This window comes from Mesorhizobium sp. M0437 (assembly GCF_040321335.1).
In the GTDB taxonomy this organism is placed as follows: Bacteria; Pseudomonadota; Alphaproteobacteria; order Rhizobiales; family Rhizobiaceae; genus Mesorhizobium.
Genome location: NZ_JAMYRK010000042.1, coordinates 1 through 22180, shown reverse-complemented (window position 1 = coordinate 22180; position 22180 = coordinate 1). Strand labels below are relative to the sequence as shown.

Annotated in this window: 21 protein-coding genes and 3 pseudogenes; 1 reads left to right on the top strand and 23 read right to left on the bottom strand. The window is 59.2% G+C overall.

The genetic code is table 11. From position 1 onward, the window contains the following. Positions 1 to 354: 354 nt before the first annotated feature. Genes NKI72_RS23140 through ectB form a run of 3 tightly spaced genes read right to left on the bottom strand, consistent with a single transcriptional unit; the run spans position 355 to position 2700 of the window. Positions 355 to 618, bottom strand: a complete 264-nt coding sequence (locus NKI72_RS23140) for a hypothetical protein (protein ID WP_352754006.1) — start codon at positions 616 to 618, stop codon at positions 355 to 357. Further along, positions 609 to 1451 carry a 2OG-Fe(II)-dependent halogenase WelO5 family protein gene (locus tag NKI72_RS23135; protein WP_352754004.1) on the bottom strand — a complete coding sequence of 281 codons (843 nt, stop codon included), beginning with the start codon at positions 1449 to 1451 and terminating at the stop codon, positions 609 to 611. Before NKI72_RS23135 ends, NKI72_RS23140 begins: the two co-directional genes overlap by 10 nt. Then, a complete protein-coding gene (gene ectB, locus NKI72_RS23130) occupies positions 1441 to 2700 on the bottom strand; it encodes a diaminobutyrate--2-oxoglutarate transaminase (protein WP_352850967.1) in 1260 nt (419 codons plus the stop codon). The genes NKI72_RS23135 and ectB overlap by 11 nt, the downstream gene beginning before the upstream one ends. A 436-nt stretch (positions 2701 to 3136) precedes the next feature. On the opposite strand from ectB, the gene NKI72_RS23125 reads away from it, so the two are divergent. Further along, a complete protein-coding gene (locus tag NKI72_RS23125; RefSeq protein ID WP_352754000.1) occupies positions 3137 to 3451 on the top strand; it encodes a hypothetical protein in 315 nt (104 codons plus the stop codon). A gap of 456 nt (positions 3452 to 3907) precedes the next feature. On the opposite strand, the pseudogene NKI72_RS23120 reads toward NKI72_RS23125, so the two are convergent. The 20 genes and pseudogenes from NKI72_RS23120 to NKI72_RS23025 form a co-directional block, all read right to left on the bottom strand. Further along, a pseudogene (locus NKI72_RS23120) lies at positions 3908 to 4927 on the bottom strand (1-aminocyclopropane-1-carboxylate deaminase). Between the two features lie 333 nt (positions 4928 to 5260). Continuing rightward, positions 5261 to 5584 carry an exopolysaccharide production repressor protein gene (locus NKI72_RS23115; RefSeq protein WP_352753998.1) on the bottom strand — a complete coding sequence of 108 codons (324 nt, stop codon included), beginning with the start codon at positions 5582 to 5584 and terminating at the stop codon, positions 5261 to 5263. 28 nt (positions 5585 to 5612) lie between these two features. Then, positions 5613 to 5930, bottom strand: coding sequence for a ferredoxin III, nif-specific (gene fdxB, locus NKI72_RS23110; RefSeq protein WP_023722647.1), 318 nt, complete (start codon positions 5928 to 5930; stop codon positions 5613 to 5615). Beyond that, positions 5927 to 6130, bottom strand: coding sequence for a CCE_0567 family metalloprotein (locus tag NKI72_RS23105; protein WP_352753993.1), 204 nt, complete (start codon positions 6128 to 6130; stop codon positions 5927 to 5929). Before NKI72_RS23105 ends, fdxB begins: the two co-directional genes overlap by 4 nt. 25 nt (positions 6131 to 6155) lie before the next feature. Further along, positions 6156 to 6605, bottom strand: coding sequence for a NifX-associated nitrogen fixation protein (locus NKI72_RS23100; protein ID WP_352754049.1), 450 nt, complete (start codon positions 6603 to 6605; stop codon positions 6156 to 6158). Between the two features lie 327 nt (positions 6606 to 6932). Next, positions 6933 to 8102, bottom strand: a complete 1170-nt coding sequence (locus NKI72_RS23095; RefSeq protein ID WP_352753991.1) for a TlpA disulfide reductase family protein — start codon at positions 8100 to 8102, stop codon at positions 6933 to 6935. Positions 8103 to 8310: 208 nt separating this feature from the next. Next, positions 8311 to 8682 (bottom strand): hypothetical protein, encoded by a 372-nt coding sequence (locus tag NKI72_RS23090; RefSeq protein ID WP_352753989.1) that lies wholly within the window; start codon positions 8680 to 8682, stop codon positions 8311 to 8313. A gap of 546 nt (positions 8683 to 9228) precedes the next feature. After that, complete coding sequence (locus tag NKI72_RS23085; protein WP_352850966.1) at positions 9229 to 10116, bottom strand: universal stress protein; 888 nt, start codon at positions 10114 to 10116, stop codon at positions 9229 to 9231. A 107-nt stretch (positions 10117 to 10223) separates the two neighbouring features. Continuing rightward, positions 10224 to 10928: a winged helix-turn-helix transcriptional regulator gene (locus NKI72_RS23080; RefSeq protein WP_352753985.1), complete on the bottom strand. Its 705-nt coding sequence runs from the start codon at positions 10926 to 10928 to the stop codon at positions 10224 to 10226. A gap of 109 nt (positions 10929 to 11037) precedes the next feature. After that, positions 11038 to 11517 (bottom strand): NifX-associated nitrogen fixation protein, encoded by a 480-nt coding sequence (locus NKI72_RS23075; protein ID WP_352495003.1) that lies wholly within the window; start codon positions 11515 to 11517, stop codon positions 11038 to 11040. A gap of 17 nt (positions 11518 to 11534) precedes the next feature. Next, positions 11535 to 12032: a nitrogen fixation protein NifX gene (gene nifX / locus NKI72_RS23070; RefSeq protein ID WP_352753981.1), complete on the bottom strand. Its 498-nt coding sequence runs from the start codon at positions 12030 to 12032 to the stop codon at positions 11535 to 11537. Beyond that, positions 11998 to 13380, bottom strand: a complete 1383-nt coding sequence (gene nifN, locus NKI72_RS23065) for a nitrogenase iron-molybdenum cofactor biosynthesis protein NifN (protein ID WP_352850965.1) — start codon at positions 13378 to 13380, stop codon at positions 11998 to 12000. Before nifN ends, nifX begins: the two co-directional genes overlap by 35 nt. 8 nt (positions 13381 to 13388) lie before the next feature. Beyond that, on the bottom strand, positions 13389 to 14879 hold the full coding sequence (gene nifE, locus NKI72_RS23060) for a nitrogenase iron-molybdenum cofactor biosynthesis protein NifE (protein ID WP_352753977.1): 1491 nt from the start codon (positions 14877 to 14879) through the stop codon (positions 13389 to 13391). A gap of 63 nt (positions 14880 to 14942) precedes the next feature. Continuing rightward, positions 14943 to 16484: a nitrogenase molybdenum-iron protein subunit beta gene (nifK, locus tag NKI72_RS23055; protein WP_352850963.1), complete on the bottom strand. Its 1542-nt coding sequence runs from the start codon at positions 16482 to 16484 to the stop codon at positions 14943 to 14945. 126 nt (positions 16485 to 16610) lie between these two features. Then, positions 16611 to 18113: a nitrogenase molybdenum-iron protein alpha chain gene (gene nifD / locus NKI72_RS23050; protein ID WP_352753973.1), complete on the bottom strand. Its 1503-nt coding sequence runs from the start codon at positions 18111 to 18113 to the stop codon at positions 16611 to 16613. Positions 18114 to 18211: 98 nt separating this feature from the next. Further along, positions 18212 to 19105 (bottom strand): nitrogenase iron protein, encoded by an 894-nt coding sequence (nifH, locus tag NKI72_RS23045; RefSeq protein ID WP_352850962.1) that lies wholly within the window; start codon positions 19103 to 19105, stop codon positions 18212 to 18214. Between the two features lie 484 nt (positions 19106 to 19589). Beyond that, positions 19590 to 20846, bottom strand: coding sequence for a type II toxin-antitoxin system HipA family toxin (locus tag NKI72_RS23040; protein ID WP_352850960.1), 1257 nt, complete (start codon positions 20844 to 20846; stop codon positions 19590 to 19592). Further along, positions 20821 to 21147: a helix-turn-helix domain-containing protein gene (locus NKI72_RS23035; protein ID WP_352753969.1), complete on the bottom strand. Its 327-nt coding sequence runs from the start codon at positions 21145 to 21147 to the stop codon at positions 20821 to 20823. The genes NKI72_RS23040 and NKI72_RS23035 overlap by 26 nt, the downstream gene beginning before the upstream one ends. Positions 21148 to 21486: 339 nt before the next feature. Further along, positions 21487 to 21897 (bottom strand): annotated as a pseudogene (locus NKI72_RS23030) (transposase); the annotation flags it as partial. Positions 21898 to 21994: 97 nt separating this feature from the next. Further along, positions 21995 to 22180: pseudogene (locus NKI72_RS23025) on the bottom strand (FAD-dependent oxidoreductase); the annotation flags it as partial.

The following is a 22180-nucleotide window of genomic DNA, read 5'->3' as shown; positions in this document are numbered from 1 at the left end:
GTCGGCGACGGCATTTTCGGTGAGCGTGATCATGGGACGAATTCTCCCAGTCCATGACGCATTTGCGGATGCCAAAGGAGAAACTCCTTTCAAAACAGTGTGATGGCTCTAACACTGCTATGTCGCATGTCCGACATCGTCGGAGATTGGACGGTTGAACAAGGCATGAATTCCGCTTTCGCCGTGGAGCAATCCGGTCCGGATTCGAGGCAAAACGCCGGGCAAGAGATTCCTCCTGTTGGGTTGGTCGAGTCCGCGACTCGGTCGTGGTCGGCCTAGCCCCAGCGGCTTGCCCTTGCGCGCATTCATGAACGTAGACGACCCAGCCGGCGCGCTCGTCTTTCTGATGGAGCGCTACGATGAAACCGGGCCGATCAATGTCGGCACGGCCAGGAGATATCGGTTCCCAGCTCGCACCAGTTCGTGGCGGCGATAAAGGTGCTGATCAGCGAGTTGAAGGATCGCTAGGACGATCAAGAAGACCACCGCCGACGATTTCGGCGAGGGCCGCTCGAGGGACTGCGCGAGGCAGTTGCCTGGAAGCGCGGCGAGCTGCCGCTGGATGCTGTCAACAGCGATCCGATGCCGCCGGCGCGGGTCAAGCAACTTCAGGTCCACCAGAGAACAAGATCCGGCCGCGCAAACCCGAAAAAGCTGTTCAGCACCAGGCGACGCTTTCCCTTGCCTGATTGACCGGTGACCCCGTGAATGAAACCGCCATCAATCAGGGCGATATCCCCAGCCTTGAGCTGGATTTCGCGACAAGGAACGGCCTCGAGATAAGCTGCCGAATAGGGATAGCCCGTGGTCTCCACACCCTGCGACTTTCGATCCGGGACTGTCGGCTTATGGCTCCAGAGCCGCAGATTGCCACCTTCCTCGGCCATGCTGGGATAGAAGTTGAGCGCCGCGACGGTGTTCTCCGCCACCGCAGAAAACTCGTAATCCTTCCCAGCACATACGACTTGAGCGACATCGTCGTGGGGCTCCAAGGAAAATGTGCCCCTGCCAGACCAACTGAGAGCGCGACAAATATTAGCCTGACCGTGTTCTGAACGGGCCAGCCGCAATTCAATGCCCTGGTCGTGAAGCTCGCGCTTCAACGCGTCGAATAATCCTCGGACCGGATCAACCAAATTCTCAAAAAGGGCGCTGACGAACGGTCTCGCATTTTCTGACTCTGGGAAATAGGCGGCTGCATCCTTCCTGTAGTGGGATGCGCCGACATACTGTCCGGGGACGCCATCTTTACGCTCCTTGAGACCGGGACTGCCAATAAAGTTCGCGGTGATCTCCTCGGCTACTTCGGTGCTGAAAGCTTGTCTGATGTGCAGAGCGGTGATCTCACCCTGCAGGACTGAGATGATCTCCGCAGTGCTGATCGAGCCGGTGCGTTCTCTGATCGCAAGAGGCGAGATGGCTGGCGCTTTAGATACTTGGTTATTCTCCATTGTCTTGCTCCTGTAGTGCCTGATTGAGGATGGCGATGCCATGATCGAGCTCGTTATCGGTGATGGTAATCGGCGGGAGGACTTTGATGACGTCGCGATTTGGCCCTGAAGATTCGATCAGCAGGCCGTTTTCGAACGCGACATCGTGCACACGGCCGACAATGGCCTGTGAACGGCACTTGAGGCCGGTCATCAGACCACGGCCGCGCTTTTGTTCGATGCACTTGGGAAATTTCGCAACGAGGCGATCAAGGTGTCGTTGCAGGTTGACTGCTGTCCGCTCGACGCCTGCAGTAAACTGCCTGTCGGACCACATTTTGCACATGGCCCCTGCAGTCACGAAGGCGAGATTGTTGCCTCTGAAGGTCCCGCTGTGTTCTCCGGGATTCCATATGTCTATGTCGGGGCGGATCAGAACAATGGAGAATGGATTACCTGAACCACTTAGGGATTTCGAAAGGCACACGATGTCGGGTTCGATTTTCGCGAACTCGAATGAGAAGAAATCGCCCGTTCGTCCTGCGCCTGCCTGAATGTCGTCGACTATCAAAACAACGCCGTGTTTACGGCAAATGCGATGAATTTCTGCGAGCCAAGGTGCGGATGCAGTGTTCATGCCGCCTTCTGCCTGAATGGTCTCCAGAATGATTGCGGCGGGTATTTCAATGCCGCTCCCTGGGTCGCTCAATACGGAGTCGATGTAACTCGCGGAATCGAAGGCTTGGGTGGGGTAGCCGTCGTACGGGACACGGATCACATCGTGGCGAGCAACGCCGCCCAGTTCCCTGGTTGACGCCGAACCCGACACCGCCAGAGCGCCGAGCGACATGCCATGGAACGCATTCGTGAAGGCCATGACGCTCGAGCGGCCCGTATATTTTCGCGCCAGCGCCAGCGCCGCTTCATTAGCGTTTGTGCCGGTCGGCCCAGGAAATTGTATTTTGTAAGAAAGGCCTCTGGGCTTCAGGATCGAATCCACAAACGTTTCAATGAAGTCACGCTTTGCCACTGTATACATGTCAAGGGATAGAAGAATGTTGTCGCCAGCGATATATTCGATGGCCGGTGCAATAATATTCGGGTTGTTGTGCCCGTAGTTGAGTGCGCCGGACCCTACAAGGAAATCGATATATGGGTTACCGGCCTCGTCCCAGATTGTCGCCCCAAGGGCCTTCGTAAAGACTGCGGGAAACGACCGCCCGTAGCGGCGAACGTTAGACTCGTAAGCCGTAAAAACGTCAGTGTTCATTTCAGGTCCCTCTGCATGTAGCGTCGCGTTCAAGGAGAGAGTGATTAAATGCGTTTGTTGGTCTCGGTTGTTCGTCAGTTTCACTTACAAGGTCAGAACAGTCCGGACGGAACTTTGGACGGTCGTGAGCTCCCACGAATGTGTTCGTAATGCCGACACGCTCCTCAAAAGGGTTCGCGACAAAAGGGAGACCGGACTCGCGCGGCAGCTCAACTGGTGCACTGACGCACTTCGGAACCTCTACCCTAGCCACGTTGCTCTGCACGGCGATACCTCTCGTCTATGCGTTGGAACGAACTCAGTTCTAGAGTTTTCGGGGAGGCGTCGATACTACGGCATTTGGTAGTTGACGCACCTGCTTGTGCCCGGCGAAACGCCTGCCAATCCTATCAAGCTCAGCGCTAACACCGGCCCATGTGTGACAGGCGCTTCTGCCATGCAGCAGCATGCTACGGTGTTGCAGGCCGCTTCGGCAGCAACACGAATCATCGCCCCGGCTCGTGGTGTAGCTCGGCGGAGCGAAGCCGCTCGCGAGCGCGCCTCAACACCGCCCTTTCATTCCTACAAGCGTCGTGAAAATCCGGATGGCATGGCCTCTCGCGTAAGCGTGCTCGACCATTTCGGTGCAATCCGGATTGAGCCAAGGCTCGGAGTACCCGGCGAAACTAATGTCGCCGGAAGTTGGTACGCGCGCCAGACATCGCTTGAAATCTTCAAGACGAAGATGCTTCACATCATAACCGCTCTTTGAACTTGTCCTGCGGACAATAAGAACATCCGACGATGCAGCCGGTGGTCGTCGTTATTTCCAAAGCCCTGCCGCCCGGGATGGCAGAGACCAGTTCCTGTAAGATCATCGGATATGCCTCCACTTTCTTGCGCTCTTGGACAACCCTGAATTTTCAGGCAACACATTAAATTGTTTAATTATGGTGGAACGTTGTTTCCACGCCAGAAAGTGTTGAAGTATATCTCCTATGCTACCGGGTTCATCAATTAGTATTCTAACATTTTTCACGATAATACTCTCAGCGAATTTTCAACTTCCTCAGCAAATATCCATCGATCAAAATTTTCCAATGAACTCAGTCAGCTTCGCGTTGGGCGGCAATCAACCCCGGCTCCATCGGTTTGCTGGGCGGCCCTCGCACCTACTTTGGGCGCTTCGCCGGCACGGCAGGACGGCGAAATCGCAATCTGTCGAGCGTCAGCCATTACGGAAGGTGTAGCTGTACCCGTTGATGACCGGCCCGCCGCCGAGATGCGCGTAGAGCACCCTCGATCCCTCTGGAAAGAAGCCTTTCTGGACGAGGTCGATCATCCCTTGCATGGATTTGCCCTCGTAGACGGGATCGGTGATTATACCCTCGAGCCGCGCACACAGGCGGATGGCCTGCTTCGTTGCCTCTGACGGAAGGCCGTAACAGGGAGACGCGTACCCATCGAGCAACACCACGTCATCCTCGACGATTTCCGTGCCAAGCTTGACGAGCTTCGCAGTATCCCGGGCAATGTTTAGCACCTGCGCTTTGGTCTGGGCGGGGGTGGCGGAGGCATCGATACCGATCACGTTGCGCTGCCGACCGTCCTTGGCCAATCCGACGACCTTGCCGGCAGGCGTTGACCCGGTGACCGTGCAAACGACGATATAGACGAAGGCAAACCCAAGCTGTTTTTCCTGGGCGCGCACTTCCTCCGCGAACCCCACATAACCGAGGCCGCCGTTCGGGTGAACAGACGCCCCGGCTGGTATCGCATAGGGTCTGCCGCGCCTTGCCTTGACCTCATAGAGCGCTTGTTCCCAACTGCGGCGGACGCCGATGTCAAAGCCCTCGTCGACCAGATGCACCTCTGCTCCCATTATGCGGCTCAAGAGAATGTTGCCGATCCGGTCCTAGACGGCATCCTCATGTGGTACCCAGCTCTCCTGAACCAGGAGACATTTCATGCCGATCTTGGCGGCGACCGCGGCGACCATCCGCGTGTGATTGGACTGCACGCCGCCGATGGAGACAAGCGTATCGGCATTTGACGCGATCCCGATCGCGTCGGGGATGATGTATTCGAGCTTGCGGAGCTTGTCTCCGCCGAACGCGAGACCGGAGTTGCAGTCCTCGCGTTTGGCGTAGATTTCCACCTTGGCCCCCAGATGCTTGGAGAGGCGGTCGAGCTTCTCGATGGGCGTGGATCCAAAGGTGAGCGGATAGCGTTCGAAATTTTCCAGCATTTTCTCTCCGGCAACACGCGATGGAGCTGAATTAGCCATGCACGAGTCATTCTAGAGGCGTCTTTGATTTGACGTCGTCTGCGTTATCCGGCGTCGAAGAGTGTCCCATTACCATTTCCAGCACCTCGTTCGTCATTGAGCGTTGCAGCCGCACGGCGTACTGCGAGAGGCTACCAATGCGTATGGGATTCAAAACTGCATCTCCTGGATTAACTAGGACCGGATTTCTGTCACCATCGACTTCTCAAGCACGGTATTCCTTGTAATATCTGCTCAATGTTTATGGTTGGTGCAAAGTGGCGCTAATTTGAGCACTGATCTTGTCATGGCACCTCAAGGCAGCAGCAGCGATGTGGCCAGCATTTGATCGCGCTGGAGCAAATCTGCGGATTCATTCGTTGCCTCATCAAGGTCTGGCGGCTCGGATCCAACTTCCTTGCAACTGCCGAAATGCTCAGCACTTTGGCCAGCTCGGCTAACGCAGCCAGACCGCCAGATCAGAAAGAGCACGCTTGCGAAATATGCCAACTGAAGGAGCAACGAACAAGCCAGCATCTTGACGACTACTGTGCGGATGGAATGAGAAGCGAAGTAGACAATCAGAGCGTTGCTGCAGAGGACCAGCCCCAGGACGCGACAAAAGATTTTTAAGGGCAACGCCGTTCTCCTGGTTTGTCTCCTCAGATCATGCTGCGACCTGGTCGGCCGCAACATGGGTCTGGCAGTTCTTCGGGCAGACGCGGCCGCAGGCTCCGCAGCCAATGCAGCGGCCGGCATGGTCGACGACCATGATCATGCGATTGAGCTCGCCGTCGAAATCGTCGTCTTCGCCGTCGCAGGCGCCGAGGATTTCACCCGCGTCATCGACGCCGTAAAGATGCATGACCTCGCGCGAGCAGACTTTGAAACAGCGGCCGCAGCCGATGCAGGTCGTGCCGTCTATAGCGGTGAGATATTCCGGCACCCATCCGGAGCCGTCGCGGGTGGTGAATGTGCTCGTCATCGTAACTTCTTCATTGCAGCGAGCTCTCTCTTGGCATCATCCAACTCGGCAAAAACGGCCGACGTTTCCTCGGCAACGTCCTCTATCTCCGTCCATTTTCCCGGGAGATTCTCTGCAAGGTCGCGCAATTTCATCTTGGCAACTGCCGCGCGCAGCTGAAGCTTTCGGAATTTCTTCCCCATCTCATCTAGCTTTGACATAAGTCCCTCCTCGAAATCGGTTTCTTCACGCCCGTGCCACGTCGGGATAGGCCTCGATGGCTGCAGTCGCATCGTCGACCAGTTTCGTACCGGCCTCCGCGAGCTTCCTGAACGTCTCGAAGCCGAACCGGTGGATGTCACGACAGAGCGACCAACCGCCCGCCGTGAAAAGCAATCGCATCTTCATCGTTGGCGATGTCATAAGGCCGAAGCGCTCCTCGATCCTAAGCCCGACGGCCGTGTAGAACAGATCGAGCCTCCACAGCACGTCCGGATCGGAATCGCCGATGATGGGGATCGCACGGCGCTGTTTTCTGGTGATGATGAAGTCGCCCAGCAGTTCAGCGTCCGATTTGCCTTCCCGTGACCCGGAGGCTTCCTGAGCACGGATCAGCCGCACGAGGCATCTGACAAAAGGCATGGCAAGGGCCGCCTCGTCCTCGTTGACAGCCGGGCTGACCGCGGCATCAGATATTTCGCCTTCTCCTCATTTCAGTCCTCTTCCTCGAAGCACGATGTCTGTTTTCTGGGACGCCTACTTCGAGCACACTTGCGACGCCCGGCTCGGCGCGGCTGATTCTAGGCAATGATGTCCCTCTGGCCGACCTTGAACACGTCCTCGACTGCGAAGTCTTCCACGCGAATTCGGGTCGTACATCACTTCCGCCGCAATGCGGCCGGAGGCCATGAAGATTCGAGCGTCGATCCTGCTGCAAACGATCGACCAAGTGCTGCATGGACCCTCCTTGCTGCGGTCACGACAGGGAAATGGACGAATTGGCCAATAAGCCATTTCGACCAATTACCCTTTTTTATCTTTCCTCCTCGGCCGACCGCGCTTTGGCACCTTCTGGAAATTGTTTTGCGGGGCCGCAAAGAGATCGCCGCAACAAACCTTCCCACCCCTGTACTTGGCGAGGGCCTGCAGCAAATCCGGCAGATGCTGCTCTTTCAATCGGGCCGGGATAGGCTCCGGACCGTCCAGCGACGTCATTGCCAGTTCGACCAACTCGGTCGCGCGATCATTGTTGCCGTTCTCGTGATAGTACCGGGCGACCGCGGGATAGGACCGGAACTTAGGGCCGGCGCCTTGCGGGGGATTCAGCGCCAGGATGTGTTCGGACAGCTCCTTGCCCATCGCGAAGCGCTCAGCAGGGGGAAGGCGCGAATGGTCATTGGCCGGATGGAAAAGTTGGTCTAGCGCCGAAACCATCCAGTCCTCGGAGTTTTTGTCGATCGCGTCGCGAACCAATTGGCGCATCACGGGTAAGCCGGTCCACATGTCTTGAATTTTGTGAAGCAACAGATGCGCATGAGCCAGGCGGAAATTGATGTCGTCCGGCATCAAGGCGATTCCCTCTTCGATCGCCCAGAGCGCCGTCTTCCAATCTTCTAACTTCACCGCCGCCCAAAATCTGTCATCGATAGGCTTCTTCAACACTTGTTCACGCGCCATGGATTCGCTTCTGGCGATCCGCTCCGTATCGGCGGCTTTCGCTTTATCGCTGGTGCGCCAGCTGCCGTTGAGCACTTTCGGCAAAATCTCATCGAGTTGCCCCGGATGACCAATAAAGGCGATGTGGCCGTCTCGGTCGACCACGAACGAAGTCGGAATCCCGGCGGAAAAGCTGGGTTTCATCCAAAGCTTGTTCATTTCGCCTGTGTAGTCGAAAGCGATCCGATAGTTCAGATGCGAGCACTTTTCGGTCAACCACGCGTCCAACTTGGTTCGAGCCTCAACGGCCGTTGGAGCGTCTTCATCAGCCGCGACGCCGACAACCTCAAGTCCGCCGCCCTTGTATTTTTCCTGGAGCCGCATCAAATGGAGCATCTCCCCCACACCTGGTCGGCACCAAGTTGCCCAAAATTCGACGATATAGACTTTGCCGGGCTGGAAGTTCGCAAGAGGCTCGCCACGCAGCCAGTCCTCCACTTTGATCGAAGGAGCCGGTGACCCCATCCGCAACACCATTTTGCTCTCCAAAGCTGTTGCCAAAGGTTGCGTGACCTTATGCGCAGGCTTGTTCCCCCTTTGAGACGGGGAACGAGGGTTCAAGGAAGGTAGAGCATCGCTCGTCTTGGGCATCTGCGTGCAGTCAGCCTTCACTCAGTGTTGCTGACTCTCAATTCGCAAAGGCCGTGCCAACGCGCTCAGCGCTCAGTAAACGCTTGATTACACCTTAAAAAACTTCCGGGGTGCCCAAGATAGCCGGTTGTATTGGACGCGACATGTTTTCTGCCACTGTCAGGTCTTGAACACGCATCACGCGCTTCGCGTCGCCCGAGAAGCGTGGCCACGGACGACTCGACAGGGTATTCGGCTGAGGGACGTGATGGACATTATGACTGCGTTGGCTACCGTCAGCCTCGTGATCATCGTCCGCCTCAAGCCTTGCTTGAGCTTCTTGCCTTTTCGGTCGCTCAGCTGGTAGCGGAACGCCATTGCGATTGCAGGGGCCGCTCCACCCGAGCATCGCCTCTGCCCTGTCTTCCGCTTTGCGATTGAATTCCTGGCTCGCGACACCGGAGTTCTTCACGACGAAGCCGGTCATGTCCGGCTGCGGGTCGCGAGTACCGTCATCACCAGATTGACGATGATGATCGTGGCGAAGAGGGCCAGGATGAGTGCCGGCATGCGCTGGCCCGGTGAACCTGCTTTTGTCGTTCTGTGTCCCTGTGCACAAGCCCTACAGTGACCGCCTGGTGTGAATGTGAGCGTTGTCGGAATTGACCGGCCAAAGACCACTCGGTCGCCACGATAGCGCGCATAGGATGCCGCTACGGGTCCGAACTCGGTCGCGCTGAACGACCCTCTTTTGACCTGACGCCGACCTGCGCCGTGATCGTGGCTGCAGTGAGGACTGCCCATACCTCTGCCCGGCCGTTGGTCTCAGCATCACGGACCAACCTCGGGCGAGCAGAACCATCCCGCGCGCGCGTTCGCGGCGCGCGCGGATGTTCTCGGGCGGCGGGTGCAGATTGGCTCCGAGAAGCTTCGCGAAGCTTGCAGGTTTGCCACGATCTTTCTCCGACTTGGCCTCAGGATAGTGACCCAGTGAGTAGAGCTTCGAACAGCGTCGGTGCTGCTTCGGAACCCGTCAGCGAGCCAAAAACAGCGGCAATGGCGGCTTCCCAACTATCCATCTCGTCACGCCACCGAAGAGCCACTCGCGCAGCCGGCGGCTGCCGTAAGCACCCATGACTATCATGTCGGCAGACGTGTCGATTGCGTGCTGCGCGAGCACCGTGGCCACCGGTTTGCCGGCACTCGGCAGCAGGTCAACCGACACCCGAGCACCGTGCCGAGTGAGATAGGCAGCGACGTTGGCTCCCGGCTCGGCGCCGCTTCCGGTCCAGGTCGGCACAGGATCGACGAGGGCGACACGAACTTCCTCAGCGGCGGATAGCAGATCCAGCGCTTCCCGAACCGCCCGGGACGCCTCGGCCCGCGAATCCCAGCCGACCAGCACGCGCTGTGGCGACAGAGTCGCCTCAGCGCCCTCCGGCACGACAAGCAACGGCTTCCCGGTATCGAACAGGCTGCCGTTGATAACAAGGGGTCCGAGGTTAATGTCGTTGAGAAGTGCGGGGCCGACGATTGTCAGGTCATTGCAGAGCGCCCGCTGTCGCACCGCGTCACCGACGCTGGCCTGATCGCAGTTGGCAATATCGACATCATAGCACCGCCACGTGGCTCTCAGCAGTTTGTGAATTTCCCTGGATGTTTTTTCCAGACTGGCCGTGTCCTGTGAAAATGTCTCGATTTGCCTGTACCGTTTTTCCAATCTGGCAATGGCCTGTGCGCGTTGTTTAGGCCATTCGGGAATGCCATCGCCTAGCGGCGGAGGCGACGTAACGAGCCGCGGAGGCGACATAATCAGTACGGAAAGATTCGCGCCGACCTCGGCACACAAGCCGGCAGCTGTTCTGACGTCCGGATCGGCGTGGTCGGCTCCCGTCACGCTGAGTAGGCTTTTGAAGGCCATCTGACTGCTTCTTTCTAAGTATGTCGTACCTGTAGGCGCGTTTCGAAGCCGCAAGACTTGCCCTCAGCCTGACGTAGATGGGAAATGGCACTCCACCCGTTCGCTATTTAGTCGTCCGGCTTCTCGAGCGAGTAGCCGGCCGACCTGACGGTGCGAATGACGCTACCTGGCGAGGCCGCCTTCAGCGCCTTCCTTATGCGGCTGATATGGACGTCGACAGTGCGTGCACCGATATGGATATTGTCCGGCCAGGCCGCGTCGATCAGCTCGTCTCGGCTGAAGACCTTGCCGGGAGCCTCAAGAAAATGTCGCAGCAGGTTGAACTCGAGAGGTCCGAGATGGATGTCGTGGCCATTACCGCGAACCCGATGGGCATCGAGCTTCATCTCAAGGCTGCCGCAACAGAGCCAGCTGCGGTTTTCGATCCCGTTTGAACCCGGCTTCGGCAGCGCCAGCTTCGTCCGTAGACAGTCGAGCAGCTTTGCCGGCGCGAAGGGCCGCACAAAGCTCTCGTCAATGCCTGCCTTCAAGAGATCGAGGTGCTGGTTCTCGGCGCCGGGCGCGATCAGCGCAATTACGGGCAGGCCGCCGGTCCGGGGCTCCCCCTTGAACCGGGCGCAGATTGTAGAGCCTGTCGCGCTTGCCGGCCCGCAGTCCAGTACTACCGCCTGGAGCTCCCGTTCATCGGCCAATGCAAGTGCTTCCTTCACGCCGTCTGCCGGCTCACTCGTGAAGCCGTCCACTCCCAGAATGTGGCTGAGGAACAGATACAACTCAGCATCTTGCGAACAGATCAGGACCAATGGCTTCATCAGAGCTATCCCAAGAACCAAATCGGCATCGACCGCCTTGGCTGAGTGGGTTGAGCATGGCCTGTTCTCAGGGCTTGGCATGATCCTCGGGCTCGAAGAGCCGGTTCCATCATGCCCGCGCCACCTCGGGATAGGCTTCAATGGCTGTGATCGCATCGCCGGCCAGTTGCGTGCCCGCCGCGGCGAGTTTCCAGAACGTCTCGAAACCGAACCGGTGGACGTCGCGCAGAGTCTTCGAAACAACGACCAACCGCCCGGCCGTGAGAAGCACGCGCCCGAAACCCTCATGACTCATCTCCATCATCGGCGATGCCATCAGGCCGGAGCGCTCCTCGATCGCAAGCCCGACGGCGGTGTAAAACATCTCGAGCCTCCACAGCACGTCCGGATCGGGATCGCTGATGATCGGGATCGCACGGCGCTGTTCCCTGGTGATGATGAAGTCGCCCAGCAGCTCGGCGTCCGATTTGCCTTCCCAAGACCCGTGGGAATCATGAGCCCGGACCAGCCGCACAAGACATTTGACGAACGGGGTGGCAAGGGCCGCCTCGTCTTCGGCGACAGCAGGGCTAACCACGGCGTCAGACATTTCGCCTACTCCTCATTTCAGTCCTCGTCCTCGAAGGACGGTTTCTGTTCGGCGACACCTGCCTGCGCCAGCACCTTGCGCAGCCAAGGGGGAGGACACGTCCTGAGCATCATCTGCGTGCGCAACAGCACCTCTTGGATGGTTTGGGGCTGCGGCACTTTGATCGGATGAATTTTTGCCGAAACAACCTTGGCTGCCGAAGGTCCGCCGATCGCCAGACAAAACAGGAGATGACATCCCTTCAGCGCCTCCACCTTCGGGGTGATGCGGTCATCGCCCTCAGTTGGGTGCTTCCCGCTCTCGTCCGAAACGTCATCGAAGGCCACGGCTTCCACGAGATTCCACTCCTCGCGCGTCACGTCGTAGACAGCAAAGCGCCTGGCCGAACCGAAATGGGCGTTGAGGTTCTTCATGTCCTGCGTGGCGATCGCCACGCGCAATGCGCCGGCTTGGCGTTCCGGCGTCGGTGCGTGAACCTCGTCAGTGACGAGCGAGAGGCGACGAACGGAGCTCATCTGGCATTTCTCGCTTACGGAGTGGATCAAGCGCCTCAGGCGTCGGCGCGTACCGGTTGGCTTCAAAGATGTTGGCAACCTCGAAAATCAGGTCGCGGGTCCCCTGATAGAGGATTGTGAGCTTGTGCTGGCTGCCGAGCCGGTCGAAGATCGGGAAGCCGACCCGCATGAGCGGAATGCCGAGGCGCTGCGCCGCCTGGCGGCCATGGGAATGGGTGACGAGAAGATCAGCGCCGGCGCCAAGAGCTTCCAAATCGCCGAGATCGCCGATCTGAACCGACTGCGCCGGTACTTCCTCCAAAATTTTCGACATGTCGGTCGTGGTGACCGCCGCCGCGATTTCGGAGCCCATGCCGATGAAGAAGCTCGCGAGTTGGTAGAGTTGGTCTGGTTCAGCAGCGATCGCAATTTTCTTGCCTCCAAAGTGAAAATGTCCGTCGAGCAACGCGTCCTGCAACTGCGCCCGGCAACGGCGCACCCCAGCCGGCGCCGTCGCGCCCGAAACCACGGACAGCAGCGAGACGAACCGGTCGGCGTCCTTCAATCCAGTCAGCGACCGGAACAGCACGTAAGGCACGCTGGTCAACCTCTGCAGCAGCTCGGCCGGGCGGCGCATATGCTCACCGATGACGATGCATTGCTCGGCCGTGCCAAGCTCACGGATATCCTCGACACTGGTGCCGCCATAGGTGGTCGTAACCCAGCGGTCGGGCAACGTACCGTCGAGCGAGCCGGAGATGTCCGGCAGAACCACCGGCTTGAGTCCAAAGCTTTCAACCATCTCACGCAAATGCTCGATATCAGCCACAGTGAGGTTCCAGCCAGGCAGGATCACGATCTTCTTCGACTGCCGCGCCTGCTCGCCGGGACGCGTAATCCTTTCGATCATCGCGCTGACAGCCTTGGCCCAGCCCTCTTCGATCGCGCCGTCGAAATCCGGTGTGTTGGCTAGCACCACCTCCGTACCCGCGAGTTCTTCCGCGCGCTTCAGCCTGATATTGGCGATATCTCCTGCACAGTCTTCGCCCCGGGTTTCCACCAGCGCCGTCGTGCAAACGCCGATCAGCGTTGGCTTTGTCCGGGCCTTGAGGTTGAGGATCGCCTCTTCCAGATGGTCTGCCCCGCCGAGGATCGTCGCCACCTCGTCCATCGCGGTTGTCTGCAAGGGAATGGCTTCCTTGAAATGCCGCACGAAGAGCACGAGCGCGAAGCTGGTGCACCCCTGGCTGCCGTGGAACAACGGCATCGCGCCGTCGACGCCAAGAAAGGCCAAGGCGGCACCCAGCGGCTGCGATGACTTCAGCGGATTGACCGCCGCCGCTTTGGTCTGGGGAAGGATGCGGACCATCGGCTTGCTCAACACTCGCCGAAATCGTCGGCCGTCGTGCCGGCGAATTCCTGGACAGCATGTAAGGTCGCGGTCTCGCTTTTCGTGCTCGGCAGTTCCTCCCTCACCGCAGGCTGGCAATCCCATGGTGCCGGTTCCCGCACCTGGCGCCAGATCGGGTTATGAATGGCGAGGTCGATCTGGCGTACGAGTTCCACCATGCCGTCATAGCCGGCGTAAGGATGTTGGCGCTCCTGGTTGATATCGAGCCAGGGTGTCTTGGCCTTCAGCGCGATGAATTGCGTGCGCCCGCCCGACAGCATGATATCGGCCTTGTGTTCTGAGAGCATGGCGTAAAGCTCGCGCGCTGCCATCTGCTCGAATATGTGGTTGTTGTCCTTGAGGATCTGCTTGATGCGCTCCTTGTCTTCGACGGTCGACTTCTTGACAGAGGTGCCGACGATCTCGATGCCGATCTCCATCAGCGCATGGACGACCGACCAGGACTTCACACCGCCAGTGTTGAGCAGCACGCGCTTGCCTTCGAGCCTCGGCCGGTAGGCCGCGAGCTTCTTCCAAGCGATCGCCTCCTCATCTGCAATCAATGCCTCGGTGCGGCCGAGGATCTCCGGATCGGCACCCTTCTTCACGAGCAGCTGAGAGATCTGTCGGAGCGCTTCCGAGGTTTCGGTGATGCCGTAGAAGGAACCCTCGAAGAACGGAATATCCCAGCGCTGCTCCATCTTGCGGGCGAGATTGATGAGCGCGGTCGAGCACACCATCATAGCCGCCCGGGCGCGGTGCGCGCAGGCAATGTCGAGGTAACGTGCGTCGCCCGGAATGCAGGCGCGCACCCGGATGCCCAGCCGATCAAGGAGCGGCTTCACCAGCCAAAATTCTCCCGAGAGGTTGAATTCGCCAAGAATGTTGATGTCGTAAGGGCCGGCATCGTCGGGCTCCACCGTGCCGATGACATGCTCGAGCAACGCCTCGCCGGCAAGCTTGTTGCCGAGATTCTTGGAGCCGACGAAGCCCGGCGCATTGACCGGCACCACCGCTAGGCCGAACTTTTCCGCCGCTCGCTTGCAGACGGCCTCGATGTCGTCGCCGATCAGCGCCGTCACGCAGGTCGGATACACGAAGATAGCCGGCGGCCCATACGCTTCCTTGATCTCGCGGATCCCTTTGAAGAGCTTCCGCTCGCCCTGCCCCATCACAACGTCGAGTTCGGTGAGGTCGGTCGTGAAGCTCGTGCGCCACAGCGTTGGCCCGGACGAAGCCGCACCGCGGTTGTCCCAGGAATTGCCCTCGCAGGCGAGCGGCGCATGGATCAAATGCGCAACGTCGGTGATCGGCTGCAGCACGATCTTGGCGCCATCGAAGGCACAGCCGCCGGCCGCCGCCCCGGGGGTCAGTGGCTTCGAACAGCCCTTTTTGCGCGCCTTGGCATCCTTGCCGCGGTTCTGCTCGCAGGCGGGCTCGTTGAAGACATCCTGGATTTTGGCTCTGAGCGAGGACATTGCGTCGGTCTCCAAAGTCCATGGGGAAGACGACCGGCCTCACCGAAGAGCCGGCTGCCACTCTTAGCGGGTGAGGTCATACGAATAGTCCGTCACGCCCGTCTCGCTTGTCTCGCGATCGAGCTTGTCGAAGATCTTGTCGAGGATCGTCGTCAGGACGCGCAACCCGCCTTGGTAGCCCATAAGCGCAAAGCGATGGTGATGGTGGCGGTCGAAGATCGGAAACGTCAGCCGGATCAGCGGCGTGCCGGTGTCGCGCTCCAGATACTTGCCATAGGAGTTGCCGATCAGCAGGTCCACCGGCTCGGTGAAGAGCAGCGAGCGCATCGCCCACAGGTCCTTGCCCGCCCAGACTTGAGCATCCTTGCCGAAGGGCGATGATGCAAGCAGTTCCTTCAACTCGGCTTGCCATGCCGAGGTGCCGTTGGTGGCGAGGCAATGGGTCGGCTCGCCGCCCGTCTCCATGATGAAGCGGGCCATGGCGTAGACAAAGTCCGGATCACCATAGATGGCGTATTTCTTACCGTGCAGCCAGGATTGGCTGTCCGCCATGGCGTCAACAAGTCGGCCGCGCTCCAGGCGGATTGCCTCGGGGATTTGCTTGCCGGAAATCGCGGAGACCTCCATCAGGAAGTCGTCGGTCGCCTGGACGCCGAGAGGGTAATGGAACGATGCCGTCGCCTGCCCGACCTCCTCGCAATACTCCAGTGTTTTTCGGGTGTTGTAATGCTGTAGCGAAAGTGTCGCCTCGGCGTTGAGTGCCTTCCTCACGTCTTCGATCTTCGTGCCGCCGTCGTACATGCGGTATTCGCCGTCCGACGGCGTGTCGAACTGGTCAGAGGCGTCTTGGATGAAGGTATAGGACACGCCTATCAGATCGAGCAGGCGCTTGAGCTCCCGGTTGTTGCCAACGCAAAAGCCATCGAAACCCGGAATGATGTTGATGGTTCCCCCGGCTTCCGTACGCTCCTCGCCTTTCCAGAAATGCTCCAAAATGCCCTTGATCGTAACGTCATAGCCGTCGATATGGCTGCCGACGAAGGCCGGCGTGTGGGCGAAGGGCACGTCGAAGTCGCGCGGGACCGAGCCTTCGTCCTTGGCGTTCTCGATGAAGCTGTGCAGGTCGTCGCCAATGACCTCCGCCATACAAGTGGTCGAGACGGCGATCATTTTCGGGTCGTAGAGTTGGTACGTGTTGGCGAGCCCGTCGACCATGTTCTTCAGACCACCGAACACTGCCGCGTCCTCGGTCATCGAGGAGGAAACTGCCAAAGCAGGCTCCTTGAAATGGCGCGACAGGTGCGAGCGGTAATAGGCTACGCAGCCCTGGCTGCCGTGGACGAAGGACATGGTTCGCTCGAAGCCCGCGGCCGCGAACACCGCGCCAAGCGGCTGGCAGGCCTTGGCGGGGTTCACGACAAGCGCTTCGCGAGCGAGGTTCTTTTCGCGGTATTCCCACGTCTTGGTGAATTCGCCTTGGTCGGTAACGACCTGGTCCGGGTGCGGACATTCGAAATTCAGCCTCTTCTCGGCGAGCATCTGCCTGTATTCCGGCTCGCGGAACAGGGGAGCGTGGTCGAGAACTTTTTCAGCCGACTGCGGCATGGGTGGTTACCTCTTTCCATCTGGCCCGCCATACGGCGGCACAGGGACGTCGAAACGTTTCAGGTCTCCCGCGGACAAAGCGCCACAGGCGTTCAACGGCCTCCCGGCTTCCGGGAGGCCAGGTTTTCATTCGGCTGCGATCGCCGCCGACGGCTCGGCTTTTTTCTTCCAGGGGGCGTCGTAGAGGTTCCAGACTGGGTTGTTGATGGCCAGATCCATGTCGCGGGCGAAGATGGGGAAGCCGTCGTAGCCGTGATACGGGCCGGAATAATCCCAGGAATGCATTTGACGAAACGGTATGCCCATCTTCTGGACCGGGTACTTTTCTTTAATGCCGGAGCCAACGAGATCAGGACGGATCCCCTCGATGAACTTCTCCAGCTCGTAACCAGTCACGTCGTCATAGATCAGCGTGCCCTTCTTCACGTAATGACCGGTACGCTGATAGTCGTCGTTATGGCCAAATTCATAGCCAGTGCCGACGATCACCATGCCTAGATCCTCATATGCCGTGACGACGTGACGGGGGCGCAGCCCGCCGACATAGAGCATCACCGTCCTGCCTTCGAGGCGCGGCCGGTACTTGGCAATGACCGCATCGACCAACGGCCGGTATTTGGCGATGACCGCCTCGGCCTTGGCCTCGATTTCCGGCCCGAAATGCTTGGCTATCTTGCGCAGAGAGGCTTCGGTCTGGGAGGGGCCGAAGAAATTATACTCCATCCAATCAATGCCATACTTTTCCTCCATATGCCGGCAGATGTAATTCATCGACCTGTAGCAATGGATGAGATTCAGCTTGGCCTTCGGCGCGCGCTCTATTTCGGCCAGTGTAGCGTCGCCCGACCAGTTGCCGACCACGCGCAGGCCCATCTCCTCGAGCAGGATGCGCGAAGCCCAGGCGTCGCCGCCGATATTATAGTCGCCGATCACATTGACATCGTACGGGCCGGCCTCGAACTCGATGTCCTTCTTTTCGAAGACCCAGTCGCGGATCGCATCGTTGGCGATGTGGTGGCCGAGGGATTGCGAGACGCCGCGGAAGCCCTCGCAGCGCACCGGCACGATCGTTTTTTCGTGCTCCTTGGCCTTGTTGCGGGACACAGCTTCGGTGTCGTCGCCAATCAGGCCGATCGGACATTCGGATTGCACAGTCATGCCCTTGTTCAGCGGAAACAGTTCCTCGATCTCGTCGATGATCCGTTCCAGCTTCTTGTCGCCACCAAAAACAATGTCCTTCTCCTGGAAATCGGAGGTGAACTGCATCGTGACGAACGTGTCGATGCCCGTCGTGCCGACGTAGTAGTTGCGGCGTTGAGACCAGGAATATTGCCCGCAGCCGACCGGGCCGTGCGAGATATGGACCATATCCTTGACTGGCCCCCACACCACGCCTTTCGAGCCGGCATAGGCGCAGCCGCGAATCGTCATCACGCCGGGGATGGACTTGATGTTCGATTTGACCTCGCATTCGGAAAGAAGCTCGCTTTCCTCGCCAGCCTCGTCGCCGCTCTTTGCGACGCTGAGGTGCTTTTTGCGGCGCTTCGCCGCCTTGTCAGGATATTGCGACAGCACCTCCTCGATAAGCTTCGCATGGAGGGCGCCGTCATTCTCGTATTCCAGGCTCATGGGACCCCTTTCAAGGTTCTGGGTGACGCCTCACCGACGAGGCGCCGTTCTTTGAAAGGCGCGCCAGGTTAGGCGGCGCCCCCAGTCAGTAGCGGTCGTTACTGTGCGGCCGCCGTGGCCGCTTCCTTGACCTGAAGCTCGGCAAGCATCTGCTCGTCGGTCTTCATGATGCCGAAGTCGAGCAACATGTCCTCGAGCTCCTCCATGGTGATCGGGGTCGGGATGGTGCCCTGGCCCGAATTGGCATGGATCTTCTCGGCCAGCGCCCGGTATTCCCCGGCCTGCTTGGAGTCCGGCGCATACTGAATGACAGACATCTTCCTGAGTTCGGCGTGCTGGACGATGTTATCGCGCGGCACGAAGTGGATGAGCTTGGAATTGAGCCTGGAAGCCAGCGCTTCGGCGAGGTCGAGCTCGCGGTCGGTTTGGCGCTCGTTGCAGATCAGGCCGCCGAGCCGCACGCCGCCCGAATGGGCGTATTTCAGGATGCCCTTGGCGATGTTGTTGGCGGCATAGAGCGCCATCATCTCTCCGGACATGACGATATAGATTTCCTGGGCCTTGTTCTCGCGGATCGGCATCGCGAAACCGCCGCACACCACATCCCCGAGCACGTCGTAGGAGACATAGTCGACATCGTCGTAGGCACCGTTCTCCTCGAGGAAGTTGATCGAGGTGATCACGCCGCGTCCGGCGCAGCCGACACCCGGCTCAGGGCCGCCCGACTCCACGCATTTGATGCCTTTGTAGCCGACCTTGAGCACGTCCGCGAGTTCCAGGTCTTCCACCGAACCTTCCTCTGCCGCGAGGTGCAGAACCGTATCCTGCGCCTTCGCGTTCAGGATCAGGCGGGTGGAGTCGGCTTTGGGGTCGCAGCCGACGATGAGGATTCTCTGCCCGAGGTCGACAAGGGCGGCGAGCGTATTTTGGGAGGTGGTGGACTTGCCGATGCCGCCCTTGCCGTAAAAGGCGATCTGACGCAAACCTGACATGTAGCTTTCCTTCCTTCGTTCCATTCATCGCGGCTGCCGCGACATGAATGCCGGTCGGGCAGCTGTCGCCGCCTCGCACCCAAGGATCTCAAGACTCGTGCCAATTTGGCTGATCGAACCGAAGAATAATTTCATGGTTGCTTTTCAGGGATTTAGCTTGAGGCCAAAGAAAAGGATCGTTGGAACAAGCCGTGTAGCGGACCCGACAATGGCGACACAAAGCGTCGGATCGCGATCCTCAGTCACCGCATTCGTTCGAACCGCATCGTTGTGTTGAGGTGGGCGAACAGCATCTCGACCCTCTTGCGTTAATTGCGGGATGCTGCGAACTCTTCTGTTCCGGCGAGCTGACGTGCTTGGTCTCGCGTGTCCTCGTCGAGACTGCGCGGAATCTTGCGCCATGCTGGCATACCTTCGATCCACGGCGATCCATACGGGGCCGCGGGCGATAATTCCGCCATATCACCAACTCAAGGGGACTGGCTCACCTATCAGCGCAGGAGTTCAGTATCGGCGTCATCGCCTTCACATGTTCGTCGATCCGCTCGAGCACTTGCGCCGCGACAACGTCGCGCTCAGGCAGATGCCACCAGTGCTCGTTGACGAGTTCGACGGTCTCGACCACTGCCTTCAGGACTGCCGGCTCCGGAAGCCTTGCACGGTTCGCAAATGCTTTCCATCGCGGTGCTGCTAGCGCCTTGAACGAGCGCTCCCCTCCAAGCGACAGCGCCATGGCGTCGGCGGGAATATATGGCACGGTCGACAGGACGTCGTAGATTGGTGCAAGCACCGGCTTGTCGCCGTTGCCGGGATAAATCAAAGACCAGTTCTTCAGGTGCATGTCGCCATTGCCAGTGATGACCGTCAGCGCCAGGCGGCGGACGAATTCGAGAGCCGCCGTAGGTGAGACGGCCACGCCAAGGGCCCAGGCTATGTCGTGATAAGCGGCGCCCTCATATTTGCGCGAGGGATAGACACCGAAGACCTGAGCGAAATCCTCGATGTGAATCCTCTCGCCATCGGCGCCGCGATCGAAGCGTTTGACGAGAAGGCCCTTGCCCTCTGCCAGCGTGTTGAATTCCTCGGGAATATCCTCGAAATCGGACTTCTCGATAAGTTCGCGTTCAGGCACCTCCATGCCGATCGCTGCGGCCAGCGCGAGGTTGGCGAATTCGTTCTCGGAAACGCCCGGAAACGCCGTCGAAGGGAACTTGGCGATGTATCGGCCTTGCTCGTCGTCCATCGGCAAGGTCAGCCCGCCGCCTTTTCCAGTGTTCTTCATGACCGACAGCTTCATCTGCACGCCGGCAAGTGAGAACCGTGCCTTGGGCTTATCCTTTGAAGCATCCTGCGAAACCGCTATCGCGCGGTCACTGGGCAACGCCCGTACGGCTCCCGGCAGATCGGCGCCCAGCGCCGCTAAAAGATCGAAATCATTGCCTGGCCGCACATTGCCTTCGTGGTGCTTTTCCATCGCCTCGCGCAATTTCTCCTCCGGCAGGAGGTTCGCGAAGAAAGCGGGCAAGGCGCCCGCCAGAGGCTTCGGATCTTTCCGCAATCCTCCCGTCGCTGCCCGGAACGACAGGCTGAAAACCGGAAAGCCGCCCGTCGCGCGGTAGGGCTCATCGAAGTTGAATGCATTGAAATCGCCCGGCGTCCTAACGATTGTGCCGATCTTCAGTGCGTTCAAGAGCACGTCCAGCGACGGGATCGTCTTAGGTGCGCGAAAGACTGGAGCCATGATCGTCATCGTCAGGTTGAGAAACAAAGGCGGGTCGATCCTCATCATCATGCGGACGCAATAGAGCCTGGACAGCCGGCACCATGACTTGCGGAACCAGCATCATTTCCAGACCGAGCGCGCGAGCGATATTCATGAGCGTCGTCGCACGCGCCGCTGCGGCTCCCTTTTCGATGTCGCGATAGCGGGGACGGGATATACCCGCCAAGTCAGCGACCTGCTCCTGCGTCATGGCAGCGGCCAGCCTCGCCTGCCTGAAAAGCCCACCGATTTCGCGCAGAATTTCCGATTCAGAGTCCATCATGATACCTATACGATCTATTCCAATGCGCGATGATACGCAAAGGTACCTATCCAGCGAGCAAGTCAAAACTTTTTAGATCTGTTAGGGTATCATATATAAAAATAATGATATGCAAAGGGATCAATCCTTCTTCGAGGATCTCTCAGTCTTTAGCGCCGCACAGCGAACGGCGTTCCTCCGAGAACAGCTGCTATGGCCACCGGGCTCCTCTGATGGCGCCGCCGCCGGTTTGCCAGGCTTCTTGCGGCCTGCGGCCTGGTGTTGCTCTTCTTTTTCGGCCTCGATCCGGCGCTCTTCTTGCGCCGCCAGCTTGGCCTTGGCTTCCAGCGACGCCATCGGCCTGCTGGATCGTGGCCAGCCGGTTCTGCTTGTCGCGGGCCCAATCCGGCATCTCGTCGCCGCGCTTGTCCTTGCCGAAAGTCACGTCCTCCTCGGCATCCGCGGCTCGGCCGTCGTCAGCATGCGAGCGACCTCGGCTTTCAATTCCAGCTCGCGCTCCTTCATGCGCTCATAACTCATCGCCTTGTGTTTCGACGCGTTCGCCTTGATCTTCGTGCCATCCAGCGCGACATGGCCGAGTTTGACCAATCCTGCCGTCTCACACAGCTTCAGAACCTGCACGAACAGCGCCTCGAGCGCCTTCAAATGCCGCTTGCGGAAGTCGCTGATCGTCCGGAAATGCGGCGGATCGAGCGCCACGATCATCACAAAATCATTCCGTTCGCAGCAGGCCCTGGCCGGCTGTTTTCGCCAGCTTTGGCCATCGACCGCCTGTTGCGTTCCTTCGCCCCCCTCTGTCCCTCCAGCATCAAAAGGACCGTCGCGGCGCACCCGCCCTTCCTGCTCAAATCACATTCAATTCCCTGAACGCTCGCCCGTCGGCGATCCGGCTGTACCCGAACGTCGAGCAATCCACCGTGCGATAGCCGCCATGCACTATCAGTTCGGCCAGCGCCTTGCCGACCGCCGGAGCCTGCTGCAAGCCGTGACCGGAAAACCCGTTGGCGAAGAGGAAATTGCCGACCTCCGG